Here is a 25,707-nt window from a genome sequence, read left to right as displayed (position 1 = left end):
CCTCCTCCATGCCCCTGCCTGACCCCCAGTTGACTCCCGCGCTCGAAGAACGGGCCGCTCGGGTCTCGCTGTTCCGCAAACTGCTGAAGAACCCGGTGGGCCTCATCGCGCTCATCTTCCTCGGACTGCTTGTGCTCTCTGCGATCTTCGCCCCGCTGCTGGCTCCGGCCGATCCGAACACCGCCTCGCTGCAAGACGTTCTCGCATCTCCCGGCGCAGCGCATCCGCTCGGCGCTGACTCGGCCGGGCGCGACGTTCTCTCACGCCTTCTCTTTGCGACGAGGTTCTCGCTCGCCGGTGCTCTGTTGGCCCTCGTGGTCGCGGCGGTCATCGGCGTTATCGCCGGTCTGATCGCGGGCTACTTCGGCAAGTGGTTCGACTCCGTCTCGTCGTGGCTAGCAGGGCTGCTCATGGCCCTGCCCGGCATCGTTGTGCTGCTCGCGGCCCGGGCTGTGCTCGGCCCGTCGATGTGGCTGTCGATGGCGATCTTCGGCGTGCTTCTCTCACCCGCTTTCTTCCGTCTCGTCTACGCCTCGGTGTCGGCGGTGCGCAACGAGCTCTACGTCGACGCCGCGCGGGTCGCGGGGCTGTCGGATGCACGAATCATCTCCCGACACATCCTCACGGTTGTGCGCGCCCCCGTCATCATCCAGGCCGCAATGATCGCGGGAATCGCGATCGCGATTCAGGCGGGTCTCGACTTCCTCGGCCTCGGCGACATGTCCGTTCCCAGCTGGGGATCGATGCTGAACGACGCGTTCGCCAAGATCTATACGAACCCCGACCTCATGATCTGGCCGGCGTCGGCGATCGCGCTCACCTGTATCGCGCTGACACTGCTCGCCAACGTCATGCGCGACGAACTCGAGCGAACCGCCGGCCCGGTCAAGCGCCGCAAGAACCGCAACCGTGCAGCTGAGGCTCCCGTCGTTAAGGCTGCCCACCTCTCCACCGTCGGCATGGCCACGATCTCCGAAGAGGAGCGCCGCCTGGCCCTCGAGCAGCCGGCCGCGTCGGAGCCCGGAGAGATCGTGCACCCCGTGGTCGTGCATCCAGACCCCGAAGACGGCGGGCGCTCGTCGACCGGCAACCCGTTCGGCGAGGAGCTGCTCTCGGTGCGAAACCTCGCCGTCGGCTACGACCAGCCTGACGGATCGATCAAGGTCGTGGTCAACGACGTGTCGCTGCGAGTTCGTCGTGGCGAGGTGCACGGGCTGATCGGCGAGTCGGGATCGGGAAAGACCCAGACCGCGTGGAGCGTGCTGCGGCTTCTGCCCGACGGCGGCCGCGTGATCGACGGGTCGATCTCGTTCGAGGGCAAAGACCTGGCTCACGCCACCGAGAAGGAGATGACCAAGCTCCGTGGCGCGAAGATCGCGTACATTCCGCAGGAGCCCATGTCGAACCTCGACGCGTCGTTCACGATCGGCTCTCAGCTGGTCGAGCCGATGCGCGTGGTTCTCGGACTCAGCAAGGCAGAAGCGACCAAGCGTGCCCTCGGTCTGCTCGAGCGGGTCGGAATCCCGAACCCCCAGCGCACCTTCGATGCCTATCCGCACGAGGTCTCGGGCGGTATGGCTCAGCGAGTGCTGATCGCCGGGGCGATCTCATGCGACCCCGATCTGCTGATCGCTGATGAGCCGACGACGGCGCTCGACGTCACGGTGCAGGCCGAGGTTCTCAGTCTGCTGCGCGAGCTGCAGGCGGAGCTCAACATGGGCGTGATCCTGGTGACCCACAACTTCGGTGTCGTCGCCGACCTGTGCGACCGGGTCTCGGTCATGCGGGCCGGCCGCATCGTCGAGACCGGGCCTGTGCGATCGATCTTCGCGGCCCCCGAGCACGAATACACGAAAGCGCTCTTCGCGGCGATCCTCGAGGAGGGCGAAGCCCGCGGCGAGCTCGTTGTGGCACAGACAGAGAAGGAAGGCCTGCGATGAGCGAGCTGCTGCTCGACGTCAAAGACGTCGTGGTCGAATACCCGATCAAGGGGTTCCGCAAGGCGCCCTTCAAGGCGCTCAAGGGTGTGTCACTCGACATTCGACCCGGAGAGACCGTCGGTCTCGTTGGTGAGTCGGGATCGGGCAAGACGACGCTCGGTCGCGCCGTGCTCGGCCTCGCCCCGGTGACGGGCGGCTCCATCCTCTATAAAGGTGCCGACATCGCGCACCTCGATCGTCGGGCGCGTCGCGCGCTGTCGAGCGAGATCCAGGTTGTCTTCCAAGACCCGTACACCTCGCTCAATCCGTCGCTCACGATCGAGCAGATCCTCGTCGAGCCGCTGACAGTCAAGAACATCGCGGCGAAAGAGGCATCGAGGAGAGTTCTCTCTCTGCTCGACCAGGTCGGCCTGCCGCAGTCAGCAGCCGACCGCCTGCCCCGCGAGTTCTCGGGTGGTCAGCGTCAGCGCATCGCGATCGCCCGCGCTCTCGCCCTCGAGCCGCGACTGATCGTGTGCGACGAGCCGGTGTCGGCTCTCGACCTCTCGACCCAGGCTCGGGTCATGGACCTCTTCAAAGAGATCCAGGAGCGCACCGGCGTGGCCTACCTCTTCGTCTCTCACGACCTCGCGGTGGTGCGCAACCTCAGCCACCGCGTCGCCGTGATGTACCACGGAGAGATCGTGGAGTGGGGCGACGGAGACCAGGTCACCGCGCGCCCCGAGCACCCGTACACGCAGCGGCTGTTCCTCGCCGCCCCGGTGCCCGATCCGGTGCGCCAGGAGCAGCGTCGGGCCGACCGTGAGCGGCTTCTCGCCGAGCAGGGGCAGCAGGCGGGGGTTCTGTGAGCATCCGTTTCGGAGCCGCTTACTATCACGAGTACCAGCCCAGCCCTCGGCTCGACGAGGATCTCGACCTCATGCAGCAGGCCGGATTCACGGTCATCCGCGTGGGCGAGTCCGTCTGGTCGACCTGGGAGCCCGAAGACGGGGTCTTCGATCTCGACTGGCTCGAGCCTGTGCTCGACGGCGCCCACGCGCGCGGCATCGGCGTGATTCTCGGCACGCCGACCTACGCCCTGCCCATGTGGCTGGCCCGCAAGCATCCGGAGGTCGCGGCCGATGTGGCGACCGGCGTGCCGAATCGCTGGGGCAACCGGCAGGAGATGGACTTCACCAACCCGGCGTTCCTCTTTCACGCCGAGCGCATCATTCGCAAGATCGTCACGCGCTATCGCGATCACCCGGCGATCATCGGCTATCAGGTCGACAACGAGCCGGGCATCCGACTGCTCTACAACCGCGGCGTCTTCGAGGCGTTCACAGACTCGCTGCGCCACCAGTACGGAGACGTCGAGACGCTGAACCGTGAGTGGGGCCTCGTCTACTGGTCGCACCGGCTCTCGACGTGGGACGATCTCTGGGTTCCCGACGGCAACTATCAGCCGCAGTACGACCTCGCGTGGCGGCGCTTCCAGGCGCAGCTCGTGACCGACTTCATCGGCTGGCAGGCCGGCATCGTGCGCGAGCTGGCCGACCCCGCGCACTTCGTGACCACCTGCATCTCGTATGACCAGCTCGGCGTCGAAGACGTCGACCTCTCGGCCGAACTCGACGTGGCCAGCGGCAACGCCTACTACGAGATGGAGTCGTCGCTCGCGCACCCATCGACCGAGGAGCGCTCGACCGGCTGGATCGTGAAGGGCACCTGGGCGCTGTTCCACCTCGCCGACGTTATGTACTCGTCGAAGCAGGCGCGCTTTCTCGTGACTGAAACGAACGCCAGCTCGATCGGGCACTCGCCGATGAACTTCTCGCCCTACGACGGCCAGTGGCGCCAGGCCGCCTGGGCGCTCGTGGCCCGCGGCGCAGACATGATCGAGTACTGGCACTGGCACACGCTGCACTTCGGCACCGAGACCTACTGGGGCGGAATCCTGCCGCACAGCCAGAAGCCCGGCCGCACCTATCGCGAGCTGGCCCGGCTGGGTGCCGAGTTCGGCCGCGCGGGCGACCTCATCTCAGAGGGCACGCCCGACGTCGATGTCTCCGTGCTCTACGACTCCGACAGCAAGTTCGCGCTGTCCTCGCAGGCTCCGTTCCAGGCGCCAGGCCAGTATCTGGATGCCGACGCGTACCGCAAGATCATGGCGTCGTTCGTGCGGGGCGCGTTCGACGCGGGCCTGCAGACCCGGCTCGTGCGCCCGCAGCAGCTGTTCGAGACCAGAGCGGCGGATGGCGTCGCGCCGATCGCGGGCCGGCATGCCGCTGCGGTTGCGGCCGAGCTGCCCGTGCTCATCGTGCCGGCCTTCTTCACGGCGGCCGATGCCGAGCTCGACTGGCTTCGCGACTACGCCGAGGCCGGCGGACACCTCGTTCTCGGCCCGCGCTCCGCATACGCCGACCGGGAGGGCAGGGCTCGGCTCGAGCAGAAGCCTGCACTCCTCGATGATGCGGCGGGCGCCTGGTACGACGAACTCGCGAACCTGACCGAACCGCTCGAGGTGACCACGGCATCCGACGCCCCCGATTCAGTCGCGGGCCTCGCGCTGCGCGACGGATCGGCGGCGACCGACTGGATCGACGGGCTCACCCCTACCACGGCCGACGACCTCGTGTCGTATGTGCATCCGCATTTCGGCCGCTGGCCCGCTGTCACGACTCGCGCCCACGGCAGAGGGCGTATCACCATGGTCGGAACCGTGCCCAACCAGCAGCTCGGCCACTCCATCGCCGAGTGGCTCGTGCCCGAGCCCGTGGCCGCGTGGGGCGAACTGCCGCCCAGTGTCACTGTGACGAGTTCGACCGGGCCGGACGGGCGTCGCGTGTACTTCGTGCACAACTGGTCGTGGCTCGAGCAGTCGGTGGCGGTTCCGCGAGGGCTCGTCGACGTGCTGGATGCCGACGGCCCGGTTCTCGACGCCGGTTCAGCTCTCGAGCTGGGCGCCTGGGACGTGCGCGTGCTCGCGACGACTCCGATTTCGGCTCCCGACTCACCCTCACACAAGGAGACCCCATGACCCGCTCGCTCGAACTCGACGAGGCCGGCGAGGCCCGGCTGGCAGAGATTGTCTCGTCGCTGACCCTCGACGAGAAGGCCGGCCAGATGTTCCACGCCATGGCCTTCGTCGACGCGGCCGTCATTCCCGCCGAAGACGGGCACCCCCTGCTTCCCGGCCCGGTGCACGATTACGTGGTGAAGCACCATGTGACCCACATGAATCTGGTGAACGTGCTGCCGCCCGCCGATCAGGCCCGCTGGTACAACGCACTGCAGGTGCTCGCGCGGCAGACCGGCTCGGGCGTTCCCGTGACCGTGTCTAGCGATCCGAGATCCGCCGCCACCGAGCGCGCGGGCGCCTCCCACATGGCGGGCGCCTTCTCGGCCTGGCCGGAGCCGACGGGGCTCGCCGCCACCCGCGACCCCGAGCTCGCCCGCCGTTTCGGCGACGCTGTGCGGCAGGAGTTCAAGGCCATCGGCATCCGGCTTCTTCTCGGCCCGCAGGTCGACATCGCCACCGAACCGCGCTGGTCGCGCATCTCAGGAACCTGGGGCGGCGACCCGACCCTCACGGGCGAACTCGCCTCGGCCTTCATCGAGGCGATCCAGACAGACGAGCTCGGTGCCGATTCCGTGGCCACGATGGTCAAACACTTCCCAGGCGGAGGCCCGCAGAAAGACGGCGAAGATCCGCACTTTGCGCACGGCCGGGAGCAGGTCTACCCCGGTGGCCACCTCGCCGAGCACGTCGCCCCGTTTCCGCCCGCGCTCGCGGCCGGAGCCAACCAGGTGATGGCCTACTACGGCATGCCCGTGGGTATCGACCTCGAAGAGGTGGCGTTCGCTTTCAACAGGCAGGTCATCACGGGCATGCTGCGCGAGGGCCTGGGGTTCGAGGGCATCATCTCGACCGACTGGGGCGTGCTGAACGACCACGAGATCATGGGGCAGCCTTTCGTGGCGCGCGCGTGGGGCGTCGAGCAGCTCGACCCGCCTGCCCGCACGCAGCGCGCACTCGAGGCGGGCGTCGATCAGTTCGGCGGCGACTACGACAGCTCCCTCGTGGCCCAGCTGGTGCGCGACGGCCGCGTGAGCGAGGCGCGCATCGACGAGTCGGTGCGGCGCATCCTGCGCGAGAAGTTGCGCCTCGGCCTGTTCGACGCCGATCCGCTCGACCCGGCGAAGGCCGTGGATGTCGTGGGCCGGGCCGATCTCGTGGCCGCGGGCCTCGACGCCCAGCGCCGCTCGCTGACGCTGCTCACGAACGGCGACCCGGCGCATCCGACCCTGCCGCTGGGGGCTGGACTCACGGTATTCGCGCCCGACATCGACGACGCCGTGCTGGCCTCGTACGCAGACGTTGCGGCCTCGGTCGATGACGCCGATGTCGTGATCCTGCGGCTCGCGACCCCGCACGATCACAGGCAGACGACGATCTTCGAGAGCTTCTTCCACTCGGGGCCGCTCGATTTCGCCGTCGACGAGCTCGCGCAGATCCGTGAGACGCTCGCGGCGCGGCCGACCGTCGTGGTGCAGAACCTCGAGCGACCGGCCGTCATCCCCGAGATCGCGGCAGAGGCCGCGGCTCTCGTCGGCGACTTCGGCTCGAGCGATCGGGCCGTACTCGACGTTCTCTTCGGGCGTGCCGAGCCCGAGGGCAGGCTTCCCTTCCAGCTGCCGCGTTCCATGGCGGACGTGCTCACGGGCGATCTTGACCAGCCGCACCGCTTCACCGATCCCCTGTTCGACTTCGGCCACGGGCTCACGTACCTCAGCAACGCACGTTCAACAGAAAGCAACTAAGCAATGACCGACCTCATCCAGGCCCCCACCGACCCTCGGCTGATCGACCTGCTCGAGAAGTTGACCCTCGAAGAGAAGGTGCTTGTGCTCACCGGGCACGACTTCTGGGCCACCTGGCCACTCGAGAAGATCGGGCTGCGCCGCATCCTCGTCTCCGATGGCCCTTCGGGCGTGCGCGGCGAGGTGTGGGACGAGCGCAGCCCCTCGCTCAACCTGCCGTCGGCCACTGCCCTCGGCTCGTCGTGGGATGCGTCGATCGCCCGCCGCTACGGAAACGTCGCCGCCGTGGAGGCGCGTCGCAAGGGTGTCGACGTGGTGCTCGGCCCGACCATCAACCTGCACCGCTCGCCGCTCGGCGGTCGCCACTTCGAAGCGTTCAGCGAGGATCCGGTGCTCACCGCCGACCTGGCCGCCGCCTATGTCGAGGGTATGCAGGAGAACGGCGTGGGCGCGACGCCCAAGCACTACATCGCCAACGACTTCGAGACAGATCGCTTCACCGTCGACGTGCGGGTGGCCGAGCGCCCCCTGCGCGAGCTCTATCTGCTTGCGTTTGAGAAGGCCATCACCGAGGCGCACGCATGGCTCGTCATGTCGTCGTACAACTCGGTCAACGGCGCCACAGTCACCGAGAACGAGCTGCTCGAGACCCCGTTGAACTCGGAGTGGGGCTTCGACGGCGTGGTCATCAGCGACTGGACCGCCGTGCGCTCTGTGAACAGTGCCCGCTTCTCGCAAGACCTGGTCATGCCCGGACCCGCCGGTCCGTGGGGCGACGCGCTCGTCGCCGCCGTGCGCGCCGGCGAGGTCGACGAGTCGGCTGTCGATCGCAAGGTGCTGCGCCTGCTCGCGCTCGCCGCGCGGGTCGGCGCGCTCGAGGGCTTCGACGCTGCTGTGCCCGAGCCCGTCGTTGTCGAAGACGGAGTCGCCTTCGCCCGCGCCGCCGAGATCGAGGGCGCGGTGCTCGTGCGCAACGAGAACGCCGAGCTGCCGTGGGACGCGTCGTCGCTGACGTCGGTCGCCGTCATCGGTCACAACGCCCGCTTCGCCCGTACCCAAGGCGGAGGAAGCGCCACCGTTCTTCCCGAGAAGGTCGTCACGCCGCTCGACGGGCTCCGCGCCGCCCTGCCCGATGCCGCGATCAGCTACTCGGTCGGCGCCGTCGTGCAGGAGGGAATCGCCGAGCTTCCTCTCGACCGCATGACCAACCCGGTCACGGGTGAACCGGGCGCGCATGTGCGCCTCCTCGACGCATCCGGCGCCTCGATCTTCGATGAAGAACGCCGCGCATCCGCGCTCGTCTGGTTCGGCGGCGATGCCCCTATCGCGAAGTCGTCGATGCTCGAATTCACCACGAGGTACACGCCGGATGCGACGGGAGAGATTCTGCTCGGCTTCGCGGGCTCCGGCAACGGCCGCATCATTGTGAACGGCGAGCTTCTGCACGAAGAGAACGTCATCACCGAGGGCACCGACCTCGGCGCCGCGTTCCTCTCTCCGCCCTCGAGCTCCGTGGCCGTTCCTGTCATCGAGGGCGAGCCGATCGACGTGACGATCGAGTACGACATCGAGCAGGGCGGCCCGCTCGCCGGCGCACTGAGCATCACGATCGGCATCGAGCCGGATCGCTCCAACCCCGAGCAGCTCATCGCCGACGCCGTCGAGGCTGCACGCGCGGCTGACGTGGCCGTGGTCGTCGTCGGCACGAACTCGCGGGTCGAGTCCGAGGGCTACGACCGTGACTCGCTCGTGCTTCCCGGTCGTCAAGACGAGCTGGTGCGCGCCGTCGCCGCAGCGAACCCGCGCACCGTCGTTGTGGTCAACTCGGGATCGCCCGTGCTGCTGCCGTGGCGTAACGAGGTCTCGGCCGTGCTGCTGAGCTGGTTCGGAGGACAGCAATACGGTGACGCGGTCGCCGACATCCTGCTTGGACTGGCGGAGCCAGGCGGGCGCCTGCCCACGACCTGGCCGATCGAGCAGGCCGATGTGCCCGTCATAGACGTAACGCCCCAGAACGGCGCGGTGTCATACGACGAGGGCATCCACATCGGTTATCGGGCCTGGCTGAAGGCCGGCACCGAGCCCGCCTATGAGTTCGGGCACGGACTCGGCTACACGACGTGGTCTCTCGACGATCTCGCGCTCGACAGCTCGTCGATCGCCGAGGACGGCTCGGTCTCTGTGGCCGTGCGCGTCACGAACACGGGCTCGCGCCTGGGCAAGCAGGTCGTTCAGCTCTACGCGTCGCGCGAGACCTCCTCGATCGACCGCCCGATTCGCTGGCTCGTCGGCTTCGCCTCTGTTCGAGTCGAGCCCGGTGAGAGCACGTGGGTCACCATTCCCGTGTCGGCTCGCGCGTTCGCCGACTGGGGTGTGGATGCGCAGGGCAACCCGGGGTGGCACTACGAGCAGGGCGCGTTCCAGCTGCACGCCGGAACCAGTGTCTCGAACCTCTCTCTCAGCAAGTCGATCGACGTCACGGCGATTTCTTCATGACGTGGCCCAACCCGCTCATCGCGGGCTTCTACCCCGACCCGAGTGTCGTGAAGGTCGGCGACGACTACTACCTGGTGAACTCGACCTTCGAGTACCTGCCCGGCATCCCGGTCTTCCACAGTCGCGATCTCGTCGACTGGACGCAGATCGGCCACGTGGTCTCGCGTGCGGGTCAGCTCGACTCGCACGCGGTGCCGACGCTCGGCGGCGCGTGGGCTCCCACCATCCGGCACCGCGACGGCGTCTTCTATGTGGTCGTGACGGATGCGATGGGTCGCGGCATGCTCGTCTTCACGGCTTCCGATCCCGCCGGCCCCTGGAGCGACGGCATCGTCGTCGAGGGTGTGCACGGCATCGACCCCGATCTCGCCTGGGATGCAGACGGTCTCGCGTACATCACGTACTCGGGGCTCGATGTGACCTCGGGCGAACCGCCCACCGGGCACGATGGCATCCTGCAGGTGACGGTCGACCTGTCGACCGGGGCCGCGCTGTCTTCGCCGGTTTCGCTGTGGAGTGGAACGGGTCTGAAGTTTCCCGAAGCGCCGCATCTCTACCAGCACGGTGAGTACTGGTACCTCGTGATTGCCGAGGGTGGCACCGAGCGCGGACACGGGATCAGCGTGGCCCGTGGTCCGCATCCGTCAGGGCCGTTCACGGGCGCACCGGTCAATCCGATCGTGTCGGCGCGCAGCACCTCGCGACCCGTCCAGAACACCGGTCACGGCGACCTCGTCGAGACTCCGGAAGGCGGCTGGGCCATCGTGATGCTCGGCATGCGCCCGACCGGCGGCACGCAGGCGTTCTCGGCGATGGGACGCGAGACGTTCATCACCGATGCGCGCTGGACATCGGACGGGTGGCTCGAGGCCGACCCCGTTCTATTGAATCCGCGGGCGGGGGAGTTCGAGTTCTCTGATTCGTTCGACGGCTCTTCTCTGGGGCTCGAGTGGATCGGGGTGCGGAGGTATCCGTCTTCGTTCGCGTCGCTGAGCTCGCGCCCCGGTCACGTTGTGTTGACCGGCGACGGATCGAGCCTGGACGATCAGCGGCCGGCGTTCCTCGGGTACCGGCAGCAGCATCCGCTTGCCTCGGTCTCTGCTGTCGTCGAACCCGGCGCATCCGGTCTCGGAGGCCTCGCGGTTCGCTACGACGAGCTGCACCACTACGAGATCGAGGTGGGCAGCGGCGTCGTGACCGCGCGGGCGGCCGTGTCCGGAATTCGGCAGGAGTGGACGCTCGATGTGTCCTCCGACTCGCCTGTCACTCTCGGTCTCGACTTCGTCGCGCCGCAGGGCGAGACCATGATGCCGATGCTTACGAGCGACATCGTCGTGCTCAGTGCGGTGACCGCCGATGGCGTTCGGCATGAGCTCGCCCGCGTCGACGGTCGCTACCTCTCGCAAGAGACGGCAGCCTCGTTCACGGGCCGCGTCATCGGCCTCTACGCGACGAGCGGCGAGGTGGCCTTCACGGCCTTCCACTACAAGGGCCGCGACTGACCGCCGCTGCGGTCGCTCCGTGCTCCGGAATAGGAGCTGTGCGTCGAGCGTTGTGTCCCATCATGGTGGTCGACTCGGATTCTCTCTCGAAGGTTCTCTCCTCCATCGATCTCCGCGTCGGCGTAGGGCGGCGAGTGGCACTCGAGGCAGGGGCGCCGCTTCGCCTTCCCGCGGATGCCACCACCCTTGTTTACGTTCTCGCGGGTAGAGTGCGCGGCAACCCGCCGCGCGAATCCGGCTGCCGCCTCGACATCGACGAGGGCGTGAGGCGCGTCCACGTCACGACGGAACGCGATCAGGCGCAACTGGTCGAAGGCGACGCCTTTCTCACTCTCGGAACCACGCCGCTCACGCTCGAGGCCGAGACCGGCGCCACCCTCATGGTTCTCGAGCTCGAATTCGCCGACACCATGCCACCCCTCGGCAGCCTGCTTCCCGAGTTCGTCACCATCACGGCATTCGGCGCGCTCGAGCCAGCAGCGGCCGCGCTCGCCACGAACATGGGTGTTCTTGATCCGGCTGTCTGCCCGATGAAAAGTGGCGATCCGGTGATCTGCCGCATGATGGCCGCCACGCTTCTTCTCACGCTGATTCGGGCCTGGGCCGCAAACGAATGTGCGCCCGAGGGCTGGCCGTCGCTCTCCACGGATCCGTTCCTCGATCGGGTTGTCGATGCAATCCACGACGAGCCGGGCCGCGAGTGGACCGTCGAAAGCCTGGCGAATGTGGCCGTCATGTCGCGCTCGGCCTTCGCCGCGCGGTTTCGCGCCGTGGTGGGCCAATCCCCGGCGAACTACGTGACAGACGTGCGAATGGTCGCAGCCAAGCGCATGCTGGATGCCGGTCGATCCGTCTCCGAGACCTCTCGCGAACTCGGCTACGCCTCAGACGAGGGGTTCAGTCGGGCGTTCCGGCGCAATAGCGGGGTGACTCCATCCGCATGGCGGATGGCTCACAGCATTTCGGTGTCCGCTTAGCCGCGGATGTAGCGGCCGCCCCACACCGAAGAGACGGCCGCTCCCGGCGGAATCAGGTGCGGACGCGATTGGAGGCGCCGAACAACCCGGCGCCGATCAGCAAGGCAACGATTCCCAGGCCGTAGACGAGTTCGACCCCCAGTGTGTCAACGAGAAGCCCGCCGACGCCCGCCGCCACCATGATGGCGCTCTGGAAGCCAACGACTACGAGACTTCCTCCGGCTTCGAGACGGTCCGGCATCCGGTGCCCGACCCAGGTGTTGGCGACGATGAGCCATGAGGCGAAGAAGGCGCCCCAGACGATGGCGACGATGGCGATCGCCCATATCGATCCCGAGAACAGGATCATGCCGGCAATGGACACTGCGATGACGATCGGAGTGAACACGGCGAAGAAGCTGAAGGTGCGATCGACGACGAGGCCGATGACGAGGTTGCCCACCAGCCCACCCGCGCCGAACAGCGCGAGCAGCAGCACGATCGTGCCCGCGTCGGTGTCGGGCAGTCGCTCGAGGGCCAGGCGAATGTAGGTGTAGGCGAGAAAGTGCCCCAGAACGACGAAAACGTGGCCCACGAGACCGAGGCTGATGCCGGGACGGCGAATCGTGTCGACAAGAAGCGAGAGGCTCGATGCGGCGGCGGCGGGCACCGACGGAAGAAAAGCCCGGAGCGCGATCGCCAGAAGCCCTGTAGCGACCCCGGCGAGGCCGAAGACGATGCGCCAGTCGAGAACCTCACTGAGCAGAACCCCGAGGGGAACCCCGGCTACTGTGGCCAGCGACACTCCGGCCGAGGTGAACATCACCGCACGTCCGAGCCGCTCCGGTCCGGCGACGCGAACCGCGACCGTGATGGACATCGCCCAGAACGAACTGATGGCGGCCCCCAGCAGAAAGCGGGCCACCAGCACCAGAATGAGGTTCGGCGCGAAGGCGACGGCGATATTGGAGACAGCGGCAGCCAGTGCCATTCCAGACAACAGGGATCGGCGGTCGAGACGCGGGAAGATCAGTCCGATCGTGGGCGCCACGACCAGACCGACCAGGGCGGTCACGGTGACTGTCTGGCCCGCTTGGCCCGGCGTGACACCGAGGCTCGCAGCCATCTCGGTTAGCAGGCCGTTAGGGAGAAACTCGGCGGTCACCAGGAGGAAGCCCATCATCATGAGCGCGATGAGGGCGCCGTAGTGAACTCGCTGTGTGGTGGAAGGCAGCGCGGTGGGAACGGGCGATGTGATGGTCATAACAAAACCCTCACAGCCTTCCGAGGCGTCCGCCCGACTTCCCGTCCGCGGCATCCGACCATTCGTCCGCTGCTGCTCGCTCCACCATCCGCGCCCGTTCGGCGCATCCGCTCCCGGTCGTCTAGGAGCGGATACACCTAGACGGCGCGGATAGCGCGAGTGGCGTTCAGGGCGGCGAGGTACTCCTCCACACGGGCCACGTTGTGGGGCGGCATCATGATGAGGGACTTGCCCAAGGGGGAGCCGGTCTTCCAGCTGCCGTTCTTCGTCCAGCCGAGGCCGATGAAGTAGCCGATCTCCGCGAAAAGAGCCTCGAGCCCGTCGCGCGCCTCGGTGTCTCCGACGATCTCTGACAGCGGTGTCTCCATGGTCAGGCGCTGCGCCTTCGCCACAGGCAGCAGCGAAGACACGTCGACAGTGAACTCCTGTCGCCCCGATCCGACCTCGATCGCATCGGCAGAAGACGCTCCCGGCAGCGTGACCCGCGCCGAGGTGTTGGGCGGAACCACCGCGACGAGCGAGAACGACGGCCCATCGAGCATCCACGACACGTCGACCGTGCCGAACCCGGTGTCGAGGCTCGCGTGCGCACTCGTGATCCCGCCTCCGAGCACAGGAGCGATGTCGACGACGGAGTAGCCGGGCGCACCCGGGGCGATCCCTCCAATGGAACGCTGCATCCAATCCGCGACCGCTCCGAGCGCGTAGTGGTTGAACGAGGTCATCTCGCCGGGGTTGATGCTGCCGTCGGGCAGCATGCTGTCCCAGCGCTCCCAGATGGTGGTCGCACCCATGGTGATCGGGTACAGCCACGACGGGCAGCCCTCCTCGAGCAGCAGCCGGAACGCAACGTCGCCCTGCCCGCCGCGCACGAGCGCATCGCAGATCAGGGGAGTGCCCACGAACCCGGTGCCGATGCGGTAGCCGTGCGAGCGCACGAGTTCCGCGAGGCGCGCCCCGGCGGTGGCGAGCGCCTGCGGCTCGGTGATCAGCTCGAAACCGATCGCAATCGCATAGGCGGTGTGGGCATCCGACATCATGCGCCCGGCGGGCGTCACATACTCGGCGAGAAACGCCGATCGGATGTCGTCGGCCAGCTCGCCATACCTGCTTGCGTCGGCCTTGTGGCCAAGCACGCGCGCGGCCTCGGCGGTGCGTGCCGTCGACCGGTAGAAGTACGCGGTGGCCACGATGTCGGGGTCGGTCTTCGCCTTCGCCGGATTCTCGGGCGGCGCGCTCGGGTCGAGCCAGTCTCCGAACTGGAACCCGCCCGTCCAGAGGTGGTTCTCGCCAGCCAGCGCATCCACCACATCGACCCACCGGGTCATGCTCTCGTACTGGGCGGCCAACGCGGCGCGGTCTGCGAAACGCTCGAAAAGGGCATCCGGAACCAGTGTCGCGGCATCGCCCCACGCGGCCGCGGGCATCGGAGGGGTCGGAAGCGGGCTCGGAACGACGAACGGCACGACGCCCGCGGCCCTGCGCTGCTCGGCCTCGAGGTCGCGCAGCCACGAGCCGAGGAACCCGCTCGTGTCGTAGAGGTAACTGGCGGTGGGCGTGAAAACCTGGATGTCGCCGGTCCAGCCGAGCCTCTCATCGCGCTGCGGGCAGTCGGTCGGAAGGCTCACAAAGTTGCCGCGCATGCCCCAGAGCACGTTCGAGTGCAGTTGGTCGAGCTTCGGATTGCTGGTCTCGAGGTAGCCGGTGCGCACCATGTCGTTGTGCACGACGATGGCGGTCATCTGGTCGAGGGCGAGCTCGCCCGGCCAGTTAGTGATCTCGGCGTAGCGGAACCCGTGGAACGTGAAGCGGGGGCTCCACGTGCGCTCGCCGTCGCCGTCGCCCGTGAACGTGTCGGTTGCCTTCGCGAAGCGCAGCGGCCGGATGCCCAGCTCGCCGTCTTCGAGCACCTCGGCGTGGCGCAGGGTCACCTCGTGCCCGGCGGGCGCGTCGATTCTCAGCTCGAGCCAGCCCACAAGGTTCTGCCCGAAGTCGACGAGGGTCTTGCCCGACGGTGAGGTGAAGATCCGCTGCGCGGGCACGGTCTGGATGCGACGCACGGGCGGCGCGAATGACGGCACAAGACGCGCGGGGTCGGCTTGCTCCGGGCTGAGCTCGTGGACGCGGGCCGGCTCGGGGAACTCTGCGCCGACGACGAGGAGTGCGTCGTCGTCGAGGCGGGCATCGAACGCCTCGCCGGGGTAGATGCCCGCGCTGACAACAGGTCCCTTGGCGGTGCCCTGCCAGCTGTCGTCCGTGACGACGCGCTCGACGGTGCCGTCTTCATACGTCACGACGAGCTGGGCCGAGAGGGCTACGGGGCCCTGGTAGAACGTGGCGAAGTTGCCGTCGAAGCCGAAGCGCTCGCGGTACCAGCCCTCGGCGACGGTGGCTCCGAGCACGACTGTTTCGCCGGCTGCGAGGCGGTTGGTCACGTCGTAGCTCTGGAACGTGAGGCGGTCTTCGTAGGCGGTCCAGCCGGGGGTGAGAACCTCGTCGCCCACGACTGCGCCTGCAAGGGTGAGTTCGTAGATGCCGTGGGCGGTGGCGGAGAGCACGGCGCTGGCGACGTCGTCGCGGGGAGTGAACTCGGTGCGGAAGCGCACCGTGCCGCGCTCGAGGTTTCTGCGTTGTGCGAGCGCTGCGTCGGTGGGGCCATCGACCGCGATGAAGGGCGCGACCCAGTCGTCGGCGCCGAGCGGCCCGGTGCGCAGGGCTGCCCATTCGCTGAACTCCGACGCGGAGCCGCCTTCGCCGCGCACGCGCACGCGCACCTCGGCGGAGTCGTAGGCGGCGAGGGGTGCGAACGGCCAGGCGACGTGCTGCGACTCGCGGCCTTCGACGGTGAACGACTGGGTGCCGGAGCCCCGGCGCACCTCGATGTCGGCCGATGCCTGCAGCCAGCCCGGCGCATCCGTCGTCACCTGCCACGAAAGCGAGGGGATGCCGGTGGCCAGGAACTCGGGTCGGCCCCGGCCCTCCGCCCACAGCTTCGAGACGGTGACGGCAGTGGCGTCAAACATGGATTGGGACATGGGCTCTCCGTTGAGGCGTGGGGCGGACGGTGAATGAACCGTTTCAAAAACCTTACAGGCGTTCGGTTTTGGCCGCTAGTGCGCGACGCGGGTCGACCCGACGATCCGGGTCAGCGCAGGGCCAGGCGGGTCTGTGTGTGGGTTGCACCGCCGTCATTCTTGAGGCTGCGAAGCAGTCGATCCAGGGCGGGGGTGCCGCCGACACGAATGTGCACGAGGTAGTCGTAAGCCCCCGTGACGTGAACGGCGTCTCTGATCTCTGGAATTCGCTGGGCCCACGCGAGAAACGCTTCCGAGTCGCGCGCCGGATCGAGCCGTACGTCGATGAACGCCTCCAATCCCTCTGCAGGATCGGCTGCGTCCGAACCGAGAACCGCGCGGTATCCGACGATCACTCCGACCTTCTCGAGTCGACGCACGCGAGCCGCTGTCGCATTCGTGCTCAGGCCGATCCGGCGGCCGATCTCGCTGAACGATGCCCGACCATCTACGCGCAGAATATCGACGATTTTGTTGTCTATGGCATCCATGCGGTGAATTATCTCAGGAAACTGACCGATCGCACTGCGCGCAGCACGGCGAGGATTCATAGTCGGGCTGTGAACATTTTCTTCTCTCTGATGTCGGGTGCCGTCGCGGGACTTGCGTTGGCGGCACCCCTGGGGGCGATCGGCGTCCTCCTGATTCAGGAGGGTGTCACGCGCGGGCTGCGCCGGGGCATGCCCGGCGCAGCGGCGGTGGCGACCGTCGACATCCTGTATTGCACCGCCGCCGTCACCGCGGGTGCAGTCGCCGGTCCGATCGTTGGCGGATGGGAGCCTTGGCCGCAGATTGTGGGCGGGTCGGCCCTCCTTGCCATCGGCGCCCGCGGGCTCCTGAAAAGTCGGGGCACGCGAGGCTTCGATGTCGAGCGGGGCGTGACGCGTTCTGGAACGTCGCGCCGCCGCTACGTGCTCTTCCTCGGGCTGACAGCGCTCAACCCGGCCACCCTTGTGTACTTCACCGCTCTCCTCGCAGGACTCGATCAGGTCACCGAGTCGCCCGCGGCGGCGGTCTCATTTATCGCGGGCGTCGGCATCGCATCATTCGGATGGCAAGCGCTGCTCGTTGTGCTCGGTGCGGGTCTCCGGCAGAAGGCGGCACCCTCTTTTCACAGGTGGACTGCGATCGTCGGAAACAGTCTTGTTGCGCTGCTCGGTATCGCGCTGATCGCTCGCGCAGTGTGACGCTCCGACCTCCTCGTCGCGCGACGGCGGGGTGGTCGGCGGGTGGTCGGCGGTGATCGCAACTCCGCGCGCAAATATATTGTGCACCAAGTGTTTGTGTGCAATTGTTGTCGTATGTCAACGAATCCATTGCCAGAGATGCCGTGCTTCGCGCTCTATGCGGCGTCGCGGGCGGTGACGCAGGCGTATCGAGCGGTGCTCTCCGAAGAAAATCTCACCTACCCCCAGTTCTTGGTGATCGTTGTCTTGGCTTCGCAGGGAGAGTCGTCGGTGGGCACTCTCGCGTCGAACCTTCTCCTCGACTCGGGCACGCTCTCACCGATGCTCCAGCGACTCGAAACCCGGGGGCTGCTCACAAGAGAGCGGCGCGTCGGCAATGAGCGCACCGTCATCGTCTCGCTCACTCCCGAGGGAGAGCTTATGCACGAGAGGGTGGCCTCGGCCGCTCAATGCATCGGACCGGGCTACGGCTTCACCAATGCAGACGAGTTGCACGACCTGTTAGAGCAACTGCACCGCATCACAACCGGAATGGCCGGGTTGACGGCCTCGGTCTCGTCTCACTGACCTCACGTCTTACGAAAGACGTCTTACGAAAGGTAGATCACCATGTCCCTAGAAATCGGCTCGACCCTGACCATGCAGCTCCGCGAGTCTGACGGCCCAGATCTCAGCCTCGAGAGCTATCGCGGAACGGACAACGTCTTCATCTATTTCATGCGCGCCCTCTCGTGTGCGCAGTGCAATGCGGCCGTCAAGACTCTCTCGGCACAGAAGGCCGAGCTTGAGGCGGCAGGCGTCAAAGTCATCGTCGCTGTTCCCGAAGACGCCGAGGCCGCGACCGCCTGGAAGGCGAAGAAGGGCGTGCCGTTCCCGGTCGTCGTCGGAAAAGACGGAACAGCGCACGCCGAGGCCGGGCTGCTGCGCAAGGTCTTCGGCGCCATCCAGCAGTCGGGCGGAATTCTGCTCGATAAGAGCGGCGTCGTTCGCTACGCCCACGTCTCCACAAACCCCGGAGCCAGCTACAACAGGGGCGAACTGACGGCCGCAATCGCCGCGCTCTGAAACCCCGCGGCGCAGAGTCTCAGCTCCAGGGGCGGGCGGCGCGGGCCGCCCAGTACTCCTCGGCGGGCTCGGCCAGCGTCGCCAGACGCTCCTCGTCGATCGACGGCGCCCGCGCATCCAGATTCTGCTTGAGTTGCTTGCGCGTCACGGCGCCGGTCAGCACGATATCGGCCCAGGGATGCGCCACGGCCGCCCCGATGGCGAGGCCGTCGAGGCGTTGCCCGTCTTCGGCGGCGAGGGCCGCGGCGGCAGTCTCCTCTCCCCGTGAGGTGAGCCGCCCATTGGCGAGCACCTCCTTCACGACCACGAGCCACTTGGCGTCGTTCGCCGCGGCGAGCGCCTCACCCACCGAGGGCTCGAGCAGGTTCCAGGTCGACTGCACGGCAGAGAACGGGGAGTCGGCCAGGCCGAGCGCGCGCTCGATCACGGCGGCCTGATCGGCTCCGCTGGTGGAGAACCCCACGCGCACCCCGCTCTCACGCAGGCCGCGCAGCCGATCGAGCAGAGCGGAGTCATCGAGGGCAGGGCTGTCCGACGTCAGGGAGTGCACGAGATAAATGTCGGGCTCGGTGCCCAACGCTTCGAGGGTCTCGGCCCACTGTCGCTCGAACATCGCGAGTGAGTGCTCCTTGCGCTCCTGCTGCGGCGCATCGAGCCGCCAGTCGCCGGTGTACTCGTAGCCCCACTTCGATCCGATGGTCAGCTCGTCGCGATACCCCGGATGCGCGGCGAGCCACGATCCGAGGAACTCCTCGGCGCGCCCGTACGACCGCGCCGCGTCGACGTACCGGATGCCCAACCACCACGCGGCATCCAGCAGCTTGTGCGCCCTCTCGCGCATCGCATCCACGCTGCGATCGGCGCCGTCGCCGAGGTCTTCCGCCCGCCCACCGGTGATGTAAGCGGGGCGCCCGATGGCGGCGAGGCCGAGCCCCAGGCGCGAGGCGATGCTGTCGTCGATCTCGAGGTCATCCACCGTTCGAGCCTACGCGCACCGGCTCGAAGCATCCGCGCCAATTGGGCGCATCCGCTGCTGGACGGCCGGGCGCCGATGCACCGAACGGGCGCGCATCCTCAGCTGCGGCGGCCGAGGTGCTCGCGCGTCAGGGCGTCCATCTCGTCGTCGCTCAGCGCATCCATCTTATTCGCATCTCTGCGGTCGAGGCGTGACCAGCGCACGAACAGCAGAATCAGAATGGGCACGTCGGCGATCTCGGCGATGAACCAGAGCAGGTCGCCGGCGAGATGCTGATCGTGCAGCGGGTTCGGCCACCATCCTGGCAGCGTTTGAGACGCGACGGCGCCCACCCGGCTCGCGATGGCGGGGCCGACGCCATCCAGAATGCCGTCGTTCAACCGCATCAGCACGCCCGGAATCGCGTCGAGAACCAGTTCGACGAACGCCAGCAGAAACTCGGCCGTGATGAACAGGGTGCTGCGCGCTGCCGAGTTCTCTATGAGGGGTAGGGCGAAGAGCAGTCCGATGGCCGGCACCAGGATGCCGATGGCCGGCTCCGCGATCGGGCTCAGCCTGAGCACGCCGGCAAGCGGGGTGAGGAAGATGCAGAAGGCGAGCGCGGCGAACAGGGTGGCGAACACCGCGTTGCCGGTGACGCGCACGATCCACGACGACAGCACACGCTCGAGCCGGGCGGAGCCGTGCGGCCCGAGTGAGCGTCTGGCGAGTTCGACGGGCCGACCCAGCACCATCAGGGCGGGAACGACGAACAGAAGCAGAGCGATACGGGTGGTGAAGGCGAGTCGGAGCTCTTCGCTGTATGTGCCGAGAAAGCCGAACGAGACCACGGCCCACGAGCCGAGGCCGGCGACGAAGAAGAAGACGGTTCGCGAGACCGGCCAGCGGCCGCCGCGACGATGGATGCGCCACACGCCGATCGTGTACAGCGTTGCGCTGGCGAGTATCGCCACGAGGGCGACGGGGTCGAGCGACCACGAGCCGAGCAGGATGTCCAGGGGAGGCGTCTGCGTGCCTTTCGTGACGAGGGTGCGATCTCGGATACTACTCGGCGTCGCTGGGGGTGCCCCCTAAGCTGGGGCCACCACACTCCAACGCACGAGAAGGACACTCCCCATGCGCTCGACACTTTTCAGTCAAGAGAACAACGAGGTCGAATCCGACGCTCTTATGGCTCTGCAGAACCCCTACATGCTGCGCTCCCGCGTCAGCCCGGGTCGCGACATCATCACCCGCAAGGGCGCAATGGTCGCCTACCAGGGCAACGTCGAATTCAAGCACGAGGGTGCCCGGGATGCCGGCGCCCTGTTGCGCAAGATGGTCTCGTCAGACGACCAGCCACTGATGCGTGTTTACGGGCACGGAGACGTGTTCTTCGCGCACCACCGCGCGAACATCCACCTGATTCAGCTCGAGGGCGAGGGAATCACCATCAACGGCACGTCTCTGCTGGCGTTCCAGGCCGACCTCGGCTACGACCTGACCCGTCTCAAGGGTGCGAGCATGCTCGCCGGCGGCTTCTGGAACACGACCGTGCACGGCCACGGGCACATGGCGGTGGCCACGCAGGGCACCCCGATGATTCTCGACTGCTCGCAGCAGCCCACCTTCACCGACATCAACGCCACCGTTGCGTGGAGTGCCAACCTGCAGCCGACCATCAAGTCGTCGCTGAGCGCGGGCGCGTTCATCGGGCGGGGATCGGGCGAGGCGTTCCAGTACGCGTTCCACGGGCCGGGCTGGGTCATCATCCAGCCGTCGGAGTTCACGGGCGTGACCACGACCACGTCGTAGCGCTGTCTGCGCCGGTCGATTAGCCGTACTGATCGACTGGCGCAGCGCGGCGATACGGCCGGAAGAAGTCGCGCAGTTCCTGGGCGTAGAGCTCAGGCTCTTCGAAAGCCGCGAAGTGCCCGCCGCGCGCGAGTTCGCTGACGTGCACCGTGTTCGCCGCGCGATCCAGCCACTCGCGCGGGGGCCGCACGATGTCGCCGGGAAACAGGGCAAAGCCCGACGGAACCTCGACGCGGCGGGCGAGCTGCGCCTGCGGGATGGCCGAGTTGGCGTTGTACATACGCATCGATGAGCCGATCGTGCCGGTCAGCCAGTACATCGTGACCAGGGTCAGGATCTCGTCTTTTGTGTAGCTGTTCTCGAGATCCCCGTCGCAGTCGCTCCACGATCGCAGCTTCTCCACGATCCAGGCGGCCAGGCCGGCGGGGGAGTCGGTGAGCCCGACGGCCGCGGTCTGCGGTTTCGTGCGGTGCATGGCGGCGTACGCACCCTCGCTCAGATTCCAGGCGGCGGCCTCGTCGACGAAGGCCCGCTCCTGCGGCGTGAGCTTGAGACCCGGGAGAGCCACGGGAATTCCGGCGTCGGTGCGGTGCACCGCCAGCACCCTCTCGGGAAAGTCGAGCGCAAGGTATCGGCTCACGTGGCTGCCGATGTCTCCACCGGCAGCGCCGAAGCGGTCGTAACCCAGCGCATCCATCAGCTCGGCCCAGAGGCCGGCCACGGCGATCGAATTGAGCGGCGGGCCGGCTGGTTTGTCGGAGTAGCCGAACCCGGGCATGTCGGGCACCACGACGTCGAATGCGTCGGCGGGGTCGGCCCCGTGCGCACCGGGATCGGTGAGCAGCGGGATCACCTTCGAGTAGCGCCAGAACGAGTCGGGCCAGCCGTGACTGAGGATCAGCGGCATGGCCGGGGTCGCACCATGCGGGTCGGCGGCGCCGTGCGATCGCACCGCTCGAACGTGCGCGACGTGGATGCCGAGACCGCCGAGCTCGACCCGGAATCGGGGGATGCGGGCGAGCGCGGCCTCCTGCGCGGTCCAGTCGAACTCCTCGGCCCAGTAGTCGACGAGTTCGCGAAGGTACCCGATGTCGGTGCCGAGCGACCAGCCGGCGTCCTCCGGCGCATCCGGCCACCGGGTGGCTCGCAGACGCGCCCGCAGATCATCGAGCTCGGAGGGCGTCGCCTGCGTGGTGAACGGCTCGGGTGTCGGCGTCATGCGCGACACGCTACTCCTTCGGAGCGAGATGCCGGTCGTCCGATTGTCAGCGTCCGGGTCTCTGTCGACGAGCGCGCGCACCGAAGTCATCCAGCGCCGTGAGAATATCCGTCGCCTGCCAGTAGCGGTTGCGACGCCCGGCACTTGACTGGGTCAGGATGCCCGCCTCGACGAGTTTTCTCACCGAGGTGTCTGCGGCCTGTCCACTGACGCCGAGTTCGCGCGCCACAATCTTGAGAGTCACCACGGGCTGCCGCAGCAGAAACAGCATCAGCCTGTGCACCGATGAGTCGCTGCGCGCACGAATCCCGCCGTTCCACTGTGCCGCGATGGCCGTGATGTCCCTCTGCAGTGAGTGCCCGTTCGCGATCGCGGCGAATGCGGCTTCCGAGAGCGCTTCGATGATCGGCCGCACGTCGCCCGCACGGTATGCGGTCAACGCGCTCACATATCCTTCCGTGTCTCCGAGCAGTCCGGCTGACACGGGCACGGTGACATTTCGCGTCACGCCGCTCGCGCGCAGCATCCCCTGCACGAAGGCCCGCCCGGTGCGCCCGTTACCGTCGGGAAAGGGGTGGATCGTCTCGAATTGCGCGTGCGCTATCGCTATCTGCGCCATGACTGGCAGATCCGTGCGTCGCGCGAACTCCATGACGTCGGTCATGAGCGGAGCGACGCGTTCGTGGTGGGGTGGCACGAATGCCGCCGAATGTGGCGACACCGACCCGCCTCCGATCCATACCTGCTGGTCGCGCCACTGGCCGACGATGTCCGGACGGGACCTCCCCAGCAGTGCGCGGTGCATTGTGAGGATGGCGTCGGTGTCTAGATCGTCGGCCAAGGCGATAGCGGCTTCCATTGCTGCGACGTTGCCGACGACGAGCTGAGCGTTCGCAGAGCTCGAGTCGCTGATCTCGGCCAGTGCGATCTGTTTTGCGCTCGCCGTCAGGTTCTCCACTTCTGAGCTCGAAGCACTCTCTGTTCGGAGAAGGATCGACGCGAATGGGGCGGCCAGGGTGCCGATGTCGGCGTCGAAGCGTGTGAGCTCCCGAGCGGCATCTTCGGATGATGCGACGAGGTCAGCGGGAAGCGATACGGGCAGCCCGGCCACGAAGGGCGGCATGGCTGCCTGGTACGGACCGGACGCTGCCCGGATTCGTCGTCGGGATCCGACCTCGTCACCGGTTCGCTCCCACGGTCGCGCTTCGTAGGTGGTAACGGGCCACTGAGATGCCGTCGGTATCCCGTCGGTCATATCCGTAGCCATATCGCGATCATACCCAAGCTTATTGAATTAAGCTTGGGTATGAGTCAGATTTGGGCTAGTCGCGAGCTCAGGATGCGCTGTCGGACGGCTTCTCTAGACTTCTGCGGTGCGGCCTCGTCGGTCGCCGACCCGATTCCCGCTCACGAGAGGCTCACCATGGCGCGCAAGCCTGGCGCGCAGGCACCACGACTGGATGCGATCGTGCTCGACGATCTCGTCGCCGGCGATCCCGAGACACTCGAGCCGCACGACCTGTACGAGGGCCTGCGCTTCGAGGGAGCCGACCTCGCCGGCCGCGACCTATCGGGCATCCGGTTCAGGGAGTGTTTATTCGACGAGGTGCAGGCACATGACACCGCACTGCGCGGAGCGACCTTCGCCGAGGTCGAGATCCATCGGCTGAATGCCCCGATCTTCTCCGCTCCCAGGGCGGAACTGCGCTCGGTCACGATCGACGGGTCGCGCCTCGGATCTGCCGAACTCTACGAGTCGGGCCTCTCTTCGGTGCACATCTCGTCGACCAAGCTCGGCTTCGTGAACCTCTCCGGCGCGACGCTGCTCGACGTGCTCTTCACCGGCTGCACGATCGACGAACTCGATTTCGGCAGCGCCAAGCTCAATCGCGTCGCGTTCGTCGACTGCACGATCGGGGTGCTGAATCTGAACCACGCGACCTTGGCGAACGTCGACTTGCGCCGCGCCGAACTCGTGCGCATCGACGGCTTCACGGCCCTAGCAGGGGCCACCCTCTCGAGCGGGCAGGTCGCCGACCTTGCTCCGGCCTTCGCTGAGCATCTGGGCATTCGCGTCGAAGACTGACCGGTCGGGGCCCTTCGACAGGCTCAGGGAGCGGTCCGTTCCCTGAGCCTGTCGAAGGGCGCATCGTCGGGTTGTGCGGGTCAGATGGATGCCGAGGGGTCGGGGTCGACCGGGCCGTCTGTCGGGCCGGCGGCCGGCGTCGGGGCCGAGCTGCCGACGGAACCCGCCGCATCCGCTCGTCTTTCGACGACCAGGGTGACCTGCGACACGACCGCGGCGATGGCGCCGATGGCCAGCAGAACGGGGGCGATCGCGACGGTGAGAGCGAGGCCGACGAGGCCCGCGTTGACGGGGATCTCGAGCAGCGCGCTGCCGTCTTCGCGCTTCAGAATGATGCGGCGAACATTGCCCTCGTGGATGAGGTTCTTGACCGTTTCGACCAGCTTGTCGCCGGCAACCTCGAACTGCTCGAAAGTGGATTTCTTGTCGCTCATGTCGATTCGTCCTGTCTGACGTTGGTGCGCGTACGACGATCCGGTTCGGAACGCCCGCTTCTCATTCTTGCTCGGACGTTCCGAACGCGCATCAGTCTGCGGTGATTACGCAGCCGACCAGCCGCCATCCGTGGCGAGGATGACACCGTTCACGTTGACGCCGTCATCGCTCAGCAGGAAGGTGATCGATGCGGCGACTGCATGGGCCTCTGCGGGGCTGGGCATAACAGACATGGCCAACTGCACCCGTGAAGCGCCGAGCTCAGAGCCGAACGAGGCCTCGATGTTCGTGATCGTGGCGCCGGGGGCGACGGCGTTGACCCGGATGCCGCTCGGTCCGTACATGAACGCGCTGCTCTTGGTGAGGCCCGCGACGGCGTGCTTCGAGGCGGTGTAAGCCGCACCGGCAGCTGAGCCGCGCAACGCCGCTTCGGACGCGGTGTTCACGATCGATCCGGAGCCCTGGGCGAGCATGGCCGGAATGACGGCGCGCATGAGCTTCATCGTGCCGTCGACGTTGACCGAGAAGACGCGCTTCCACACCGCGTCGGACATTTCGCCGACGGGGGTCATGTCATCCATGATGCCGGCGATGTTGGCGAGGCCGTCGATGCGCTCGCCTGCAGCCTCGATGATCTGGGCGACGCCTGCATCATCGGTGATGTTGGCCACGAGGGTGACGATGTCGGTGCCCGGCGTGGCTGCGACGAAGTCGTCGAGCCGTTCCTGCGAGATGTCGACGGCGACCACACGACCGCCCTCCCGGGCGATTCTGGATGCCGCGGCTCGGCCGATTCCGGATCCAGCGCCGGTCACGATGATCGTCTTGCCGGAGAACCGGCCGGCGTCGATGCGCTCGACCCAGGTGGAGGAGCTGGTGAGGGGTTCGATGGGGGAGGACATAAGGGGCT

Annotated in this window: 21 protein-coding genes; 12 read left to right on the top strand and 9 right to left on the bottom strand. The window is 67.2% G+C overall.

What is annotated here, in order from left to right; genetic code table 11:
- Positions 1-8 precede the first annotated feature (8 nt).
- From TZ00_RS07485 to TZ00_RS19250, 7 genes are all read left to right on the top strand, one after another.
- The gene (locus tag TZ00_RS07485) at positions 9-1,940 is read left to right on the top strand and encodes a dipeptide/oligopeptide/nickel ABC transporter permease/ATP-binding protein (RefSeq protein WP_084606036.1); all 1,932 of its coding nucleotides are present in this window, start codon (positions 9-11) and stop codon (positions 1,938-1,940) included.
- Complete coding sequence (locus tag TZ00_RS07480) at positions 1,937-2,788, top strand: ATP-binding cassette domain-containing protein (RefSeq protein ID WP_044440616.1); 852 nt, start codon at positions 1,937-1,939, stop codon at positions 2,786-2,788. Before TZ00_RS07485 ends, TZ00_RS07480 begins: the two co-directional genes overlap by 4 nt.
- A complete protein-coding gene (locus TZ00_RS07475) occupies positions 2,785-4,959 on the top strand; it encodes a beta-galactosidase (RefSeq protein WP_202965831.1) in 2,175 nt (724 codons plus the stop codon). The genes TZ00_RS07480 and TZ00_RS07475 overlap by 4 nt, the downstream gene beginning before the upstream one ends.
- Complete coding sequence (locus TZ00_RS19625) at positions 4,956-6,743, top strand: glycoside hydrolase family 3 protein (RefSeq protein ID WP_044440615.1); 1,788 nt, start codon at positions 4,956-4,958, stop codon at positions 6,741-6,743. Before TZ00_RS07475 ends, TZ00_RS19625 begins: the two co-directional genes overlap by 4 nt.
- Before the next feature lie 3 nt (positions 6,744-6,746).
- Positions 6,747-9,239: a beta-glucosidase family protein gene (locus tag TZ00_RS19620; protein ID WP_044440614.1), complete on the top strand. Its 2,493-nt coding sequence runs from the start codon at positions 6,747-6,749 to the stop codon at positions 9,237-9,239.
- The gene (locus TZ00_RS07460) at positions 9,236-10,741 is read left to right on the top strand and encodes a glycoside hydrolase family 43 protein (protein ID WP_044440613.1); all 1,506 of its coding nucleotides are present in this window, start codon (positions 9,236-9,238) and stop codon (positions 10,739-10,741) included. The genes TZ00_RS19620 and TZ00_RS07460 overlap by 4 nt, the downstream gene beginning before the upstream one ends.
- A gap of 62 nt (positions 10,742-10,803) precedes the next feature.
- Positions 10,804-11,718, top strand: coding sequence for a helix-turn-helix transcriptional regulator (locus TZ00_RS19250; RefSeq protein WP_084605980.1), 915 nt, complete (start codon positions 10,804-10,806; stop codon positions 11,716-11,718).
- 52 nt (positions 11,719-11,770) lie between these two features.
- On the opposite strand, the gene TZ00_RS07450 is transcribed toward TZ00_RS19250, so the two are convergent.
- The 3 genes from TZ00_RS07450 to TZ00_RS07440 all read right to left on the bottom strand — a co-directional run bounded on the left by TZ00_RS07450 (position 11,771) and on the right by TZ00_RS07440 (position 16,526).
- Positions 11,771-12,961: an MFS transporter gene (locus TZ00_RS07450; RefSeq protein WP_044440612.1), complete on the bottom strand. Its 1,191-nt coding sequence runs from the start codon at positions 12,959-12,961 to the stop codon at positions 11,771-11,773.
- A gap of 137 nt (positions 12,962-13,098) precedes the next feature.
- Entirely contained in the window at positions 13,099-15,996 is a 2,898-nt protein-coding gene (locus tag TZ00_RS07445) for an alpha-L-rhamnosidase (RefSeq protein ID WP_044440611.1), read from the bottom strand.
- A 110-nt stretch (positions 15,997-16,106) separates the two neighbouring features.
- A complete protein-coding gene (locus TZ00_RS07440) occupies positions 16,107-16,526 on the bottom strand; it encodes an Lrp/AsnC family transcriptional regulator (protein ID WP_044440610.1) in 420 nt (139 codons plus the stop codon).
- A gap of 69 nt (positions 16,527-16,595) precedes the next feature.
- On the opposite strand from TZ00_RS07440, the gene TZ00_RS07435 reads away from it, so the two are divergent.
- From TZ00_RS07435 to TZ00_RS07425, 3 genes are all read left to right on the top strand, one after another.
- Positions 16,596-17,222, top strand: a complete 627-nt coding sequence (locus tag TZ00_RS07435) for a LysE family transporter (RefSeq protein ID WP_052521391.1) — start codon at positions 16,596-16,598, stop codon at positions 17,220-17,222.
- A gap of 114 nt (positions 17,223-17,336) precedes the next feature.
- Positions 17,337-17,789 carry a MarR family winged helix-turn-helix transcriptional regulator gene (locus TZ00_RS07430; protein ID WP_052521390.1) on the top strand — a complete coding sequence of 151 codons (453 nt, stop codon included), beginning with the start codon at positions 17,337-17,339 and terminating at the stop codon, positions 17,787-17,789.
- A gap of 42 nt (positions 17,790-17,831) precedes the next feature.
- Entirely contained in the window at positions 17,832-18,287 is a 456-nt protein-coding gene (locus TZ00_RS07425) for a peroxiredoxin family protein (RefSeq protein ID WP_044440608.1), read from the top strand.
- A gap of 19 nt (positions 18,288-18,306) precedes the next feature.
- Here TZ00_RS07425 and TZ00_RS07420 read toward each other — a convergent pair whose 3' ends face one another.
- Complete coding sequence (locus TZ00_RS07420; RefSeq protein ID WP_044440607.1) at positions 18,307-19,263, bottom strand: aldo/keto reductase; 957 nt, start codon at positions 19,261-19,263, stop codon at positions 18,307-18,309.
- Positions 19,264-19,361: 98 nt separating this feature from the next.
- A complete protein-coding gene (locus TZ00_RS07415; protein ID WP_152631112.1) occupies positions 19,362-20,216 on the bottom strand; it encodes a cytochrome c oxidase assembly protein in 855 nt (284 codons plus the stop codon).
- Between the two features lie 163 nt (positions 20,217-20,379).
- Here TZ00_RS07415 and TZ00_RS07410 point away from each other — a divergent pair, with 163 nt between their 5' ends.
- Positions 20,380-21,057: an AIM24 family protein gene (locus TZ00_RS07410; protein WP_044440606.1), complete on the top strand. Its 678-nt coding sequence runs from the start codon at positions 20,380-20,382 to the stop codon at positions 21,055-21,057.
- A gap of 19 nt (positions 21,058-21,076) precedes the next feature.
- Here the strand turns inward: TZ00_RS07410 and TZ00_RS07405 are convergent, their stop codons facing one another.
- Together TZ00_RS07405 and TZ00_RS07400 are read right to left on the bottom strand one after the other, a co-directional pair.
- The gene (locus TZ00_RS07405) at positions 21,077-22,276 is read right to left on the bottom strand and encodes an epoxide hydrolase family protein (RefSeq protein WP_044441323.1); all 1,200 of its coding nucleotides are present in this window, start codon (positions 22,274-22,276) and stop codon (positions 21,077-21,079) included.
- A gap of 46 nt (positions 22,277-22,322) precedes the next feature.
- Positions 22,323-23,543 (bottom strand): Fic family protein, encoded by a 1,221-nt coding sequence (locus tag TZ00_RS07400; RefSeq protein ID WP_238579616.1) that lies wholly within the window; start codon positions 23,541-23,543, stop codon positions 22,323-22,325.
- A 156-nt stretch (positions 23,544-23,699) separates the two neighbouring features.
- Between TZ00_RS07400 and TZ00_RS07395 the strand changes: the two genes are divergently transcribed.
- Entirely contained in the window at positions 23,700-24,362 is a 663-nt protein-coding gene (locus TZ00_RS07395; RefSeq protein WP_044440604.1) for a pentapeptide repeat-containing protein, read from the top strand.
- 80 nt (positions 24,363-24,442) lie between these two features.
- Here TZ00_RS07395 and TZ00_RS07390 read toward each other — a convergent pair whose 3' ends face one another.
- Both TZ00_RS07390 and TZ00_RS07385 read right to left on the bottom strand, forming a co-directional pair.
- A complete protein-coding gene (locus TZ00_RS07390) occupies positions 24,443-24,796 on the bottom strand; it encodes a DUF4342 domain-containing protein (RefSeq protein WP_052521389.1) in 354 nt (117 codons plus the stop codon).
- A gap of 105 nt (positions 24,797-24,901) precedes the next feature.
- A complete protein-coding gene (locus TZ00_RS07385) occupies positions 24,902-25,699 on the bottom strand; it encodes an SDR family NAD(P)-dependent oxidoreductase (RefSeq protein ID WP_044440603.1) in 798 nt (265 codons plus the stop codon).
- Positions 25,700-25,707 lie beyond the last annotated feature (8 nt).

Origin of the sequence: Agreia bicolorata, assembly GCF_000938265.1 — a bacterium.
GTDB classification, from domain to species: domain Bacteria; phylum Actinomycetota; class Actinomycetes; order Actinomycetales; family Microbacteriaceae; genus Agreia; species Agreia bicolorata.
Note: the sequence above shows the minus strand (reverse complement) of the source record. Positions and strands in the feature narration are given on the sequence as shown.

Excerpts from the sequence above, each read along its gene's own strand:
- TZ00_RS07485 (WP_084606036.1), top strand. The coding sequence starts at position 9 with ATGCCCCTGCCTGACCCCCAGTTGACTCCCGCGCTCGAAGAACGGGCC.
- TZ00_RS07480 (WP_044440616.1), top strand. The coding sequence starts at position 1,937 with ATGAGCGAGCTGCTGCTCGACGTCAAAGACGTCGTGGTCGAATACCCG.
- TZ00_RS19625 (WP_044440615.1), top strand. The coding sequence starts at position 4,956 with ATGACCCGCTCGCTCGAACTCGACGAGGCCGGCGAGGCCCGGCTGGCA.
- TZ00_RS19620 (WP_044440614.1), top strand. The coding sequence starts at position 6,747 with ATGACCGACCTCATCCAGGCCCCCACCGACCCTCGGCTGATCGACCTG.
- TZ00_RS07460 (WP_044440613.1), top strand. The coding sequence starts at position 9,236 with ATGACGTGGCCCAACCCGCTCATCGCGGGCTTCTACCCCGACCCGAGT.
- TZ00_RS19250 (WP_084605980.1), top strand. The coding sequence starts at position 10,804 with ATGGTGGTCGACTCGGATTCTCTCTCGAAGGTTCTCTCCTCCATCGAT.
- TZ00_RS07450 (WP_044440612.1), bottom strand. The coding sequence starts at position 12,961 with ATGACCATCACATCGCCCGTTCCCACCGCGCTGCCTTCCACCACACAG.
- TZ00_RS07445 (WP_044440611.1), bottom strand. The coding sequence starts at position 15,996 with ATGTCCCAATCCATGTTTGACGCCACTGCCGTCACCGTCTCGAAGCTG.
- TZ00_RS07440 (WP_044440610.1), bottom strand. The coding sequence starts at position 16,526 with ATGGATGCCATAGACAACAAAATCGTCGATATTCTGCGCGTAGATGGT.
- TZ00_RS07430 (WP_052521390.1), top strand. The coding sequence starts at position 17,337 with ATGTCAACGAATCCATTGCCAGAGATGCCGTGCTTCGCGCTCTATGCG.
- TZ00_RS07425 (WP_044440608.1), top strand. The coding sequence starts at position 17,832 with ATGTCCCTAGAAATCGGCTCGACCCTGACCATGCAGCTCCGCGAGTCT.
- TZ00_RS07410 (WP_044440606.1), top strand. The coding sequence starts at position 20,380 with ATGCGCTCGACACTTTTCAGTCAAGAGAACAACGAGGTCGAATCCGAC.
- TZ00_RS07405 (WP_044441323.1), bottom strand. The coding sequence starts at position 22,276 with ATGACGCCGACACCCGAGCCGTTCACCACGCAGGCGACGCCCTCCGAG.
- TZ00_RS07400 (WP_238579616.1), bottom strand. The coding sequence starts at position 23,543 with ATGGCTACGGATATGACCGACGGGATACCGACGGCATCTCAGTGGCCC.
- TZ00_RS07395 (WP_044440604.1), top strand. The coding sequence starts at position 23,700 with ATGGCGCGCAAGCCTGGCGCGCAGGCACCACGACTGGATGCGATCGTG.
- TZ00_RS07390 (WP_052521389.1), bottom strand. The coding sequence starts at position 24,796 with ATGAGCGACAAGAAATCCACTTTCGAGCAGTTCGAGGTTGCCGGCGAC.
- TZ00_RS07385 (WP_044440603.1), bottom strand. The coding sequence starts at position 25,699 with ATGTCCTCCCCCATCGAACCCCTCACCAGCTCCTCCACCTGGGTCGAG.